The sequence below is a fragment of the Intestinimonas sp. RTP31139st1_F5_RTP31139_211217 genome, from assembly GCF_040226735.1.
In the GTDB taxonomy this organism is placed as follows: Bacteria; Bacillota; Clostridia; order Oscillospirales; family Oscillospiraceae; genus Intestinimonas; species Intestinimonas butyriciproducens.
The window spans coordinates 53,233-64,400 of the sequence record NZ_JBCOAQ010000017.1; the positions used below are offsets into that span (position 1 = coordinate 53,233).

Below are 11,168 nucleotides of genomic sequence, written 5' to 3' on the forward strand. Positions count from 1 at the left end.
AGCACCTCAAAAGAGAATCAGGACAGTTCCATCAGGGACATCTGCTCCTCGCCCCGGTCCTCCTCCCTGAGCAGGGCGCCGGCCACAGGCAGGGAACGCGCCCGATAGCGGGCGGCATTTTGGATAGGGGTGGCGGACAGCGGGGCGGCACCCTCCAGCCGGTATTTGGGCTTGAGCGTCATAATGTTGACCCCCTGGGTAGAGCGGGTGGCTTTCGGGGCAAGGGAGGCGGTGTGGAAGATCAGGGCGCGGCCCTCGGTGGACCAGACGGCCATCTCCATCTCCTCCCGCAGCAGATAGGCCGTCACCAACGGGCTCTTATCAGAGTATGCCCCGGTCAGGCGCTTGCGTCTCGTCTGCGTCTGATAACCGGAGAGTTCTACCCGGGCCGCCTTGCCATTTTGGAAGAAAAACAGCAGATTTCCGCTGTAGTCGCCGGGGATGCAGGCCCAGACAAAGCTCTCGCCCTCGTCGAAGCCCAGCTTGGTGGGAAGGTAGTCGCCCAGTACGCTGGCCTTGGCGTCGTCGAAGTCGCTCATACGGGTCTTATAGCACTGCTGCTTGTCGGTAAAGACCAGCAGCTCGTCCCGATTGCCGCACTCCCAGGAGAGAAAGGCACCGTCGCCCTCCTTGTACTTCTGCTCCGAGCTCATGCGCAGGGACTGGGGGGTGATTTTTTTGAAATAGCCCTCCCGGGAGAGGAATACGTTCACCGGATAATCGGGGATGTCCTCCTCCGGATCGGAGGATTCCAGCGCATGTTCGTAGACCAGCGCAGTGCGCCGGGGGACCGCATACTTCTTCTTCACGTTGGCGAGCTCTGAAATGATGATCTCCTTGACCCGCTCCGGGCGGTTCACGATGTCCTGAAGATCAGCGATCTCCTGCTCCAGTGAGGAAGTCTCTTCGATGCGCTTGAGGATATACTCCTTATTGATGTTCCGCAGGCGGATATCGGCCACATATTCGGCCTGGACTTCGTCAATGCCGAAGCCGATCATCAGATTGGGCACCACCTCGGCGTCCTCTTCGGTGTCCCGGATGATCTGGATGGCCCGGTCAATATCCAGCAGGATCCGTTTAAGGCCCTTCAAAAGGTGGAGCTTGTCCTGCTTTTTCTTCATAACGAAGTAGGTCCGGCGGCGGACGCCCTCCATCCGCCAGGCCGTCCACTCCTCCAGGATCTCCCGCACCCCCATGACCCGGGGCATGCCGGCGATGAGGATATTGAAGTTGCAGGCAAAGGAGTCCCGCAGCGGGGTCATGCGGAAGAGCTTGGCCATCAGCTTGTCGGGGTCGGTGCCCCGCTTGAGGTCGATGGCAAGCTTGAGGCCGGTGAGATCGGTCTCATCCCGCATGTCGGAGATCTCCTTGACCTTTCCGCCCTTTACCAGCTCGGCCACCTTGTCCATGATGGCCTCCACAGTGGTGGTATAGGGGATCTCATAGATCTCGATCAGATTTTCCTCTTTGACATACCGCCACTTTGCCTGGACCTTGAAGGAGCCCCGCCCGGTCCGGTAGATGGCGGAGAGCTCTTCCGCGTCGTAGAGCAGCTCCCCGCCGGTGGGGAAGTCGGGGGCCTTGAGGGTGGCGGTGAGGTCGCAGTTGGGATTTTTGAGATAGGCCACGGTGGCGTCGCACACCTCGCCCAGATGGAAGCCGCACAGGTTGGAGGCCATGCCCACGGCGATGCCCTGGTTGGCGGATACCAGCACGTTTGGAAAGGTGGTGGGCAGAAGGGTGGGCTCCTGGAGGGTGCCGTCGTAGTTGGGGACAAAGTCCACCGTATCCTGGTCGATGTCCCGGAAGAGCTCGGCGCAGATGGCATCCAGCCGGACTTCCGTATAGCGGGAGGCCGCCCAGGCCATATCGCGGGAGTACACCTTGCCGAAATTGCCCTTGGAGTCCACCAGCGGGTGGAGGAGGGCTCCATAGCCCCTGGAGAGGCGGACCATGGTGTCGTAGATGGCCTGGTCGCCGTGAGGATTGAGCTTCATGGTCTGGCCCACCACGTTGGCGGACTTGGTCCGCGCTCCGCCCAGCAGCTTCATCTGATACATGGTGTAGAGAAGCTTCCGGTGGGAGGGTTTGAACCCGTCGATCTCCGGGATGGCCCGTGAGACGATGACGCTCATGGCGTAGGGCATATAATTGATTTCCAGGGTCTGGGTAATGGGCTGTTCCAGCACTTCGGCATGGAGGCCCTGCACATTGGGATTGTCCACCCGTTTGGCCCCCTCCTGGGGGCCCTTTTTCTTAGCCAATGGTATCAGTCCTTTGCGAAAAATAGAGACGGATCATGCGGAGAGGGCGGCGGAGAGAGACGCGGCGCTTAGCCCGGGGACAGGGAGAACGGCGCAGGAGAAAAGCGCGTCGTCAAACAGGGCGGAGGTCGCCTCGCTCTCTTTCAGGAGGAGATAGCGTTTTCCGCGGGAAGTCTCCCAGACGGATTGCCCAGTCATATCGTTGCGGGCCCACCAGTTGTAGCCGTCCAGATAGTTCTCATAGGCTTCATCCCAGGAAGAGAAGGCTTCCTTCAGGCGCACGGCGGCGGGCTCCAGCAGGGCCAGAGCCTCGGGGTAGGTGAGATAGCCCGCCTCATAACCCCACTGGACCAAATTGCTCATGCGGAAGAGGTCCCAGCACAGGATGCCCCGATCCCCCCATTTTTCCGAGAGAGCCTTGGTCTGCGGCCACATATAGCGGTCCACCTCCCCGCTTTCATTCAGCAGCTCCTGATAGCCGGACGCGCTGAGGCCGTTGACCAGTCCGGCGGCCTCCTGGAAGGAATCGTTGTGACCGTGGAGCGTCATGGAGCAGACGGTCGTGATGAGGGCCTCCCGGCTGTCAATGCCCCAGTCGTCGGAGAGGGTCCGGCGGCAGCTCTTGTAGGGGGGATCGTTGGTGGTGTAGGCCCCGCTGCCGCTGCCGGCGACCGGCAGCCCCCGGGAATAAAGGCCGAACCAGGAGGGGTCACCCGCATTCAGGGAGGAGAGCATGGCCCCCATGGGAAGCGCCCAGGCCTCCAGATTGGAGTCGCCGACCGCCGTTTTGTCCTCCTGAACGTCAACCCGGCGATTCTCCGCATCCCAAGTCACGCTCTGGTCGAAGAACTCCGCGACATAACGGGCCGGGATCAGGGTGCGGCCGTCGGCGGCGTATGGAGCTACGTCCATCTGAATGGCCTTGCCGTCCACTGTGGCGGTGGTCTGATTCAGGGTCATGATTACCTGGACGCCTGCCCGGGTCATCACGACCTGGCTGGTCTCCTGCACCCACTCCACATCTGCGCCCAAGTGCTCCGCCAGCGTGCGGATGGGGATCATCGTGCGGTTATTGCGGATTTCTGGCTGTGCCGCGGTTACGCCCCCCACGTTGTACCCTGCAAAGAGCTGATGTCCGTCCAGATAGAGGGCCACTCGGTTCTGATAGGCATGGACGGCCTGGGCGACCTTTTCGCGGTCCCCGTCGCTCACCTGATCCATATAGGGCGCATCGTAGAAGTCGGCCAGCGTCAGGCCGAGGGCGGTGAGGTTCCGGTCCAGGGATACGGCCAGATAGGGACTGTAGTCGAAATCATAGAGCAGGGCCGCGCGATTCGACCAGAGGCTCAGGGCGTAATAAACAGAGTCCAACTGGTCTCCGTTCTGGTCCTTCCAGTTGCTGGCAGCCGCGCTGAAGGCGCGGTAGGCGGAGTAGTAGGCCCTTTGGGCCCCGGCGGCATCCGGGGCGTTCTGGGCATACCGCAGCCGCAAAAGTCCGGTCTCATAGCACATGCCCGCGGAGGTGTCGGCCACCTCTGCGCCCGCGTCGGGAAGCTGGGCCCCGGCCTCGGCCTCGGCGCGCAGAGAGAGCACCTTGGCCCAGTTCTCAGACTGGTAGACCTCGTCTCCGGGGAGCACCACATAGTTTTTTTCCGGGATCCAGCCCGGCGGTGTGGGCGAGTCCGACGCCGCAAAGGCGGCGGGCAGCAGAGCACACAGGCAGACCAGCGCGGTGACAAAAGAATACAGACGCCGTCTCATTGAAAAACTCCTTTCTTCACCGGGAAAACGCAGGAAGCGGATCCATGCCAGGGCGGAGAGACGGGATATCAGCCGCCAAACGATTCATCCACAGGGACCACGGCGTCGCCCTCCGGCGGGGTGGTCTGGGGCTCCTGGCTGGTGACGGAGGTCTCGCTTTCCACGGAGATGGCCATTTTGCAGAGGTTTTTCACATGCAGTTCCAGGTGGAAGGAATCCTCTTTCCCGTTGAAGGACCAGTCGCCGGCCAGACGCATGTCCAGCAGGAAGGAATATTCGCTCTCGGGCCGCAGGGCAAAGCTGCCGTCGATGGTGCCGTCTTCGCCCACGGTGAGCGTCAGGGACAGCTCCCGGAAGGAGAGGTCGTAATAGGAATCGCCGAGAACGCCGTAGAAGAGCGCGGTGAGCTCTTCGGCGTCCAGTGCGAGGACATGATCGCTGCCCTTGGCCTCGAATTGGTCGTCGCCCAGTACCGCAGCCGTCATGGACCCGGCATTCAGGATGTTCTGATAATAGTAGACGGGGGAGATGTAGGGAGATTGCAGATCGGAGGCCAGGGAGGCGGCGGCTACTGCGGCGCCGACGGTAGCGGTAGCCCCGGCGGAAGTGAGGCCGCTGTCCCAGGAGAACCACACGTCTTTGGGGTAGGTCTTGCCCATGATGGAGAAGAGGGAGGGGAAAGAGGAGGAGGTGAGATAGAGCATTCCGCTTTCATAGTCGGCCCGGATCTGGAAGTCTCCGGCCCGAAGCAGATCCATCAGGGCCTGGAACTCCGTGCCCGCATCCTGAGAGAGATAGTCGTACATCTCGTCGCCCAGCAGACCGCGGATCAGCTCTTCCAGCTCGGAGAGGTCGTAGGTGCCGGAGAGTTCCATGCCGGCCGGGGAGAGAAGCTGGCGGAAGGCGGCGGAGACGGCATAGGTCTTGTCCCCGTCGATGGAGTTGAAGAGGGTGGTATCCAAAGCGATGGTGCAGTCGGTCTGGTGATTCTGCCCCGAGGCGGGCGCCCACTTCGCCAGCGCCCCGTTGAGAATGGTGAACGATTCATCCATGGCCGCCGCAGCCTCCTCCGGGTCCAGCAGAACAGCGGTCTCGAAGTTTTGATCCCAGTAGACGGTATAGCCGGCCTCTTCGGCGGAGGCGCGCAGGGGGGAGTAGCCGTTCGTGGTGACGGTCCTGGGCGTCTGCCCCAGGGCCTGGGCCAGGATTTCGGAGGGCACAAAAGTGGTGCCGTCCTGGGCGTAGGGCTTCTGATCTGACCCGAACTGGAGGTACACGCCGTTTACCATGATGCCCAGCTCTCCGGGGACGCCGCCCAGCAGTTCCTTTTCCGCATCATAGTCGGCAGGAGCCCCCCACCACCAGTCGCCGTACTCTTGGTAGTCGATCCACTCGCACAGCAGATAATCGTGGAAGTCCTCCTCGGTGTCCAGCTCCCGGCTGAGCATAAACCGCTCCTTGGTATAATAGGAGTAGTTTTCCGAAAAGTAGGTGTCGGCGTCGAAGCCCGCGGTGGAGCCGGGGTTTGCCGCTTCATAGTCGGCGATGCGTACAGCGCGCTCCTCCCGGGCCTTTAGGGCGCTGACATAGGCGTACTGGAGGTATTCCAGGAACTCCTGATCATCAGAAAGTCCGTAGTCCTCCATAAAGGCGGCCTTGGGATCCTGATAGTCGTAGTGGTCGGCCAGATAGGCCATGGGATCGAACCCCTCCAGTACGCCGGGGTGCTCCGATGCGTAGGCGGCCACTTCGTCCCTCTGGGCCTGCTTCAGGTCCAGCTCGTCCAGGTACTCGCAGAACATGATGTCCCGGAACGCCGCGTCGTCTTTCGCACTGGAAAAAGAACTCATGTACTCCTCTTTTTCATAGTAGGGATGATGCTGGGCAAACCAGGCGTCGGCGTCAAAGGCGGCAAAAGCGCCGGGGTGAGAGGCCTCATACGCCTCTACCCGCTGCCGGCGGTTGTCCGCCTCCAGCAGGCCGGAGACATACTCATACTGCATGTCCAGGAGAAAGTCCTCCTCGGTCGCCAGGCCATAAAGGACCATATACTCCTCTTTGGTATAATCGTAAGCGCCGTAGTTGGTCTCGAACCAGGCATCGGCGTCAAAGGCGGCCAAAGTGCCGGGGTGGGCGGTCTCGTACGCTTCCACCGTGGTCCTCCGTTCCTCCTGGTAGAGCTGGAAGGCGATGTACTCATCCAGCATCTCCTGTTGGAAGTCCTCCTCCGTGGACCCGTTCCAATAGAGGTAGTCCTCCTTGGTAGAGTAGTCGCCGTAGATGGACGCGAACCAAGCGTCGGCGTCAAAGGAAGCGGCCTCCTCGGGGTGGGCGGCCAGCCAGGCGGTTTTCTCCGCCTCCCATTCGGGCTCTCCATCCGAAAGCGATTCGTCGGGCGTTGTGGTCACGGCCACAGCGACGTCCGGAAACACATCCGGAACAGAGGGGATCTCCGGCGCTTCGACAGCCAGAGCGGGGGTGAGCAGGGACAGGGACATAGCGAGAACGAGCATCGATGTGAGCAGCTTTTTCATCGTGGGACCTCCTTCTATCATTTCAGAAGCGGCGGCACCGCTCCGGCGGGTCAAGAGATATCGGCCAGTTCTAGATATTTATACCCATTTTCTGCAATGTGGTCCTTTCGGCCGCTGAGGTTGTCTCCCAGCAGGAGGTCAAAGACCTGAGCGGTGCGCTCCACATCCTCCGGCATGACCTTGATGAGCCGGCGGGTGGCGGGATTCATCGTGGTGAGCCACATCATGTCCGGCTCGTTTTCGCCCAGTCCCTTGGAGCGCTGAATGGTATACTTCCTGTCTCCAAGTTCAGACAGGATGTTGGTCTTCTCCGTCTCATTGTAGGCGAACCAGGTCTTTTCCTTGTAGTTGATCTCATAAAGAGGGGACTCGGCAATATAGACGTAACCGCGTTGGATGAGGGTGGGGGTAAGCCGATAGAGCATGGTGAGGATAAGGGTTCGGATTTGGTAGCCGTCCACGTCTGCGTCGGTACAGATGACCACCTTGTTCCATCTGAGGTTCATGAGATCGAAGTCCGCCATATCCTTGGCCCGTTTGTCGTGGACTTCCACGCCGCAGCCAAGGACCTTCAGCAGGTCGGTGATAATCTCGCTTTTGAAGATCTTGCCGAAATCCGCTTTCAGGCAGTTGAGGATCTTGCCGCGGACCGGCATGATGCCCTGAAATTCTGCGTCCCGGCTCAGCTTGACCGAGCCCAAGGCCGAGTCGCCCTCCACGATATAGAGCTCACGGCGTTCTGTGTCCTTCGTGCGGCAGTCCACAAATTTCTGAACCCGGTTGGAGATATCCACATTGCCGGAGAGCTTCTTCTTGATGTTGAGCCGGGCCTTCTCCGCGGACTCGCGGCTGCGCTTGTTGATGAGGACCTGCTCGGCGATTTTCCCCGCGTCAAAGGGGTTTTCGATGAAATAGACTTCCATCTGACTTTTGAGAAAATCGGTCATGGCCTCCTGGACGAATTTATTGTTGATGGCCTTTTTCGTCTGATTTTCATAGGAGGTCTGGGTGGAAAAGTTGTTGGAGACAAAGACCAGACAATCCTGGATATCGTTCCAGGTGATCTTGCTCTCCGCTTTCTGGTATTTGCCCTGCTGACGGAGATAGGCGTCGATGGCTGAGACAAAAGCGGAGCGCATGGCCTTCTCCGGAGAACCGCCGTGTTCCAGCCAGGAGGAGTTGTGATAGTGTTCGATGATGTTCACCGTGTTGGAGAAGCAGAAGGAAACGGAGAGCTTGACCTTATAGTCCGGCTTGTCCACCCGGTCCCGGCCCCGTCGCTCGGTCTGCCAGAAGACGGGGGTGGTGAGAGCGTTCTCGCCGGATAGCTCCCGAACATAGTCCACAATGCCGTTCTGATACTGGAAGTCGGTGGTCTCGAACTTGCCGTTTACTTGGTTGCGGAAGCGGAAGGTGACGCCGGCGTTGACCACCGCTTGGCGCTTGAGTACATCCAGGAAGAACTCTACCGGAATGTTGATGTCGGTAAACACATCCAGATCCGGCTTCCAACGGAACCGAGACCCTGTTTTTTTGCCGCTCCAAGGGGCCTTTTGAAGACCGCCGATATTTTCACCCTTTTCAAAGTGAAGGCTGTACTCAAAGCCGTCGCGATGGATCAGGGCGTCAAAATACTCGGAAGCATACTGTGTGGCACAGGTGCCCAAGCCGTTGAGACCCAGGGAGTACTCATAATTGTCTCCCTCTAGGTTGTTGTACTTGCCTCCGGCATAGAGTTCGCAGAAAACCAGCTCCCAGTTGAACTTCTGCTCTTTTTCGTTCCAGTCCACCGGGCAGCCCCGGCCGAAGTCCTCCACTTCGATGGACTTGTCCTCGTAGCGGGTGATGGTGATGGTGTCTCCATGGCCTTCGCGGGCCTCATCAATGGCGTTGCTGAGAATTTCAAAAACGGCGTGCTCGCAGCCCTCCAGGCCGTCGGACCCGAAGATGACTCCGGGCCGTTTCCGGACCCGGTCCGCCCCTTTGAGGGCGGAGATAGAGTCGTTGCCATACTGCTGCTTGCCAGTGCTTTTGGGCATTGGACTTCCCTCACATTCCAATATTTATACGATATCATCTTAGTTTATCCCATTTCAGGGTCCTGTGTCAAGGAAGGGGACGCCATATGACCGGGACCGACGGTTCTTTGCCCGATGCGTGTACAGCGGCATTGACAAACGGGGCAAAATGGGGTATCTTTTTAAAAGCGCCGGTAGAAGGCATTGAGAAGGGCATCCTCTGGGACACCGGCGCAGCTATGATATGGAGCGGTATCGAAGTGGTCGTAACGAGCTTGACTCGAAATCATGTTATCTGTGCCGAAAACTGAATAAATTTCCCACGGAGGTGTATCGAAGTGGTCATAACGAGCCTGACTCGAAATCAGGTAGCCCGCAAGGGCTCGTGGGTTCGAATCCCACCGCCTCCGCCACAAAGCCTTGAAAGCACTTCGTTTTCAAGGCTTTTTTCTTGCTTCCTGTGGTGCCCTGTTCTGCTGGATTTTCTGAAATGGTGCTCGTGGTGCCCTGATTTGTGGTGCCCCGCAAAGGTTGCCGTATGCAATTCATTCTGTAAAAATGTATGCTGTGGTGCCCTGATGGTGCCCGGATTCCCTAAAAACATATAAAAAGCAGCGCGGAGCGGTAAAGAGATACATCCCTCACAGCTCTATTCCGCTGCTTCTCTTTTTTGCTTTCTTGGGGGTGTCCTTACTGGCTGCGTCTTTTTTTGGCGCGGCCTTTTGCGGGTGTAGGGCCTTGTGGTAGGTTTCCAGCACCGCCTTTTTCCGTTCCAGCCGCACATCAACGTACTGTGCCGTTACCGCTTCAAGGTTGGTGGAGATACCCAGCGACATACCAATGCCTTTCAGCGTATGCCCCAAAATCTCGCCTACGGTGTAGAAATCGCCTGTAAGCTGGTGCATATTGGTCGCTGCGGTGTGGCGTAAATCGTGGAAACGGATATGCGGCATTTCAAGGTGACGGATAAGCTGTCCGAAGTTCGCGGACATTCTATCCCGCCGCTGCGGTGAGCCGTCCGGCTTTGCGATAAATAGCTTATTGTCGTAGTATTCGCCGCCACTGGCAGCGATCAGCTCCCTTTGCCGTTCAATCAAATCAAACTGCCGCAGAAAGTACGGTAGTGTTTCCTCGGTAATTGGCAAAATGCGGTCATTGGATTTTGTCGGTGCCATCTCGGTAATGATCTTTGTTCCCGGCGGCACCTTAAAGGGCATTTGCTCCACAACGCCAAATTGCATTTTTTCAAGGTCAATGTTGGTCGTCCGCAAACCGATAATCTCACTCATGCGCAAACCGTACATTCCCGCAAGAACAACGGGCATTTCCCACTCCGTACCGATCACGTTGCTCATAAACTGCTGCATTTGCTCAACAGTGTATGGGTCTGGGGTCTTGCTTTGCTTTCCAAATTTGGTAATAATGTCACGGGCAGGGTTATGTTCGATATAGCGATACTTGCGGGCGTGTTCCATTGATACGCTTAAAATACGCTGTGCATAGCGGACGGTGCTGTTGGATAAGCCCTTGTCAAATAGCTGCTGAAACATATTGTCCAGCATGGCAGGAGTTAGCTGGTTGAGCTGCACATGACCGATGTACGGCACGATGTGGTTTTTGATATGGCTCTTGTAGCCCGCAAAAGTGCTTGGGCGCAAGTTCGCTTTACCATGATTCTCTACCCATTCCTCCAAATACTCTTTGACGGTCTGCTTCCCCTGTGAAGCGACAACAGGCGTATAGACGGGATTTGAAAGTTTTACTTTCATTTCCGCTTCATGCTGGGTCGCTTCTTTCTTGGTCGCAAATCCTTTTTTGGAATAGGTCTTTTTTCCCTCCGGGGAATTGTACTTGATATTCACATCGTAGACGGTACCCGGCTTTCCAGTCAGAACGCTGTTCGCGTCCCGCTTGTTCTGTACTTTTCTTGCTGATACTGCCATAGGCTAACCCTCCTTTTGTTCGGGGGGCTTCGCTGGCCTTTTCGCCCGCTCGTACCAATCCCAAATAGCGGCGTCGGCAAGCAAGCGGCGATTCCCGTTTTGTATATATTCAAGCTCGCCGCTGTCCATCAGCTCGCGCAGCTTGTTTTCGCCAATGCCGCTAATCCTGCTCATTTGCTCAACGGTTTTGAGCATGGGAAGAATTGGGGCAGCTTGGCTTATAGATTCCTTTTTCGCCATAGGAAAATCCCCCTTTCGTAAAATGGCTAAAAGGTTTGATACGAAAAGAGGGCTTTAGATCGGACGGCTGTTAGCAGCAACCTCACGGGCGTTTCACCCCTCCGACGGTCTGCCAGAGCTGTACCCATTGCCTGCGACGCTTTTAACGCTCGGACTGTGGCTATACAGGAGTATCATTATGTATTTTGCGCGTCGTGGCCTACAAGCTGCTATGCCTGTTTTCCGGCGTCGGTGTTGGTCGCTCGGCTTTTCCCCTATGGGGAAAAGTGTCATGGCGCACCCGCCGCGTGGCTCGGCGCAAAAGGAACGTATCCGATTTGCCCTATACTTGATATGTACCCCCTTTACTGGACACCCAGTAGAGGGGGTATTATTATGCGGTACACATATGAGTACAAAAGGAAA

The 11,168-nt window shown here is 57.7% G+C and carries 7 protein-coding genes and 1 tRNA gene; 2 read left to right on the forward strand and 6 right to left on the reverse strand.

Annotated elements, in window-relative coordinates; translation table 11 throughout:
• Positions 1-17: 17 nt before the first annotated feature.
• From ABUA09_RS11400 to ABUA09_RS11415, 4 genes are all read right to left on the reverse strand, one after another.
• On the reverse strand, positions 18-2,267 hold the full coding sequence (locus ABUA09_RS11400) for a DNA gyrase subunit A (protein WP_033117797.1): 2,250 nt from the start codon (positions 2,265-2,267) through the stop codon (positions 18-20).
• Positions 2,268-2,300: 33 nt separating this feature from the next.
• Complete coding sequence (locus tag ABUA09_RS11405) at positions 2,301-4,028, reverse strand: stalk domain-containing protein (RefSeq protein ID WP_279202643.1); 1,728 nt, start codon at positions 4,026-4,028, stop codon at positions 2,301-2,303.
• A 68-nt stretch (positions 4,029-4,096) separates the two neighbouring features.
• The gene (locus ABUA09_RS11410) at positions 4,097-6,562 is read right to left on the reverse strand and encodes a hypothetical protein (protein WP_279202644.1); all 2,466 of its coding nucleotides are present in this window, start codon (positions 6,560-6,562) and stop codon (positions 4,097-4,099) included.
• A 50-nt stretch (positions 6,563-6,612) separates the two neighbouring features.
• Positions 6,613-8,601, reverse strand: a complete 1,989-nt coding sequence (locus ABUA09_RS11415; RefSeq protein ID WP_075703569.1) for a DNA gyrase/topoisomerase IV subunit B — start codon at positions 8,599-8,601, stop codon at positions 6,613-6,615.
• 86 nt (positions 8,602-8,687) lie between these two features.
• On the opposite strand from ABUA09_RS11415, the gene ABUA09_RS11420 reads away from it, so the two are divergent.
• Positions 8,688-8,891, forward strand: coding sequence for a hypothetical protein (locus tag ABUA09_RS11420; RefSeq protein WP_279202645.1), 204 nt, complete (start codon positions 8,688-8,690; stop codon positions 8,889-8,891).
• 13 nt (positions 8,892-8,904) lie between these two features.
• Positions 8,905-8,993, forward strand: a tRNA-Ser gene (locus tag ABUA09_RS11425).
• Between the two features lie 228 nt (positions 8,994-9,221).
• Here ABUA09_RS11425 and ABUA09_RS11430 read toward each other — a convergent pair.
• Together ABUA09_RS11430 and ABUA09_RS11435 are read right to left on the reverse strand one after the other, a co-directional pair.
• Positions 9,222-10,523: a tyrosine-type recombinase/integrase gene (locus tag ABUA09_RS11430; RefSeq protein WP_279202646.1), complete on the reverse strand. Its 1,302-nt coding sequence runs from the start codon at positions 10,521-10,523 to the stop codon at positions 9,222-9,224.
• 3 nt (positions 10,524-10,526) lie between these two features.
• Positions 10,527-10,763 carry a helix-turn-helix domain-containing protein gene (locus ABUA09_RS11435; RefSeq protein WP_279202647.1) on the reverse strand — a complete coding sequence of 79 codons (237 nt, stop codon included), beginning with the start codon at positions 10,761-10,763 and terminating at the stop codon, positions 10,527-10,529.
• Positions 10,764-11,168: the final 405 nt, after the last annotated feature.

Excerpts from the sequence above, each read along its gene's own strand:
- ABUA09_RS11405 (WP_279202643.1), bottom strand. The coding sequence starts at position 4,028 with ATGAGACGGCGTCTGTATTCTTTTGTCACCGCGCTGGTCTGCCTGTGT.
- ABUA09_RS11410 (WP_279202644.1), bottom strand. The coding sequence starts at position 6,562 with ATGAAAAAGCTGCTCACATCGATGCTCGTTCTCGCTATGTCCCTGTCC.
- ABUA09_RS11415 (WP_075703569.1), bottom strand. The coding sequence starts at position 8,601 with ATGCCCAAAAGCACTGGCAAGCAGCAGTATGGCAACGACTCTATCTCC.
- ABUA09_RS11420 (WP_279202645.1), top strand. The coding sequence starts at position 8,688 with ATGACCGGGACCGACGGTTCTTTGCCCGATGCGTGTACAGCGGCATTG.
- ABUA09_RS11430 (WP_279202646.1), bottom strand. The coding sequence starts at position 10,523 with ATGGCAGTATCAGCAAGAAAAGTACAGAACAAGCGGGACGCGAACAGC.
- ABUA09_RS11435 (WP_279202647.1), bottom strand. The coding sequence starts at position 10,763 with ATGGCGAAAAAGGAATCTATAAGCCAAGCTGCCCCAATTCTTCCCATG.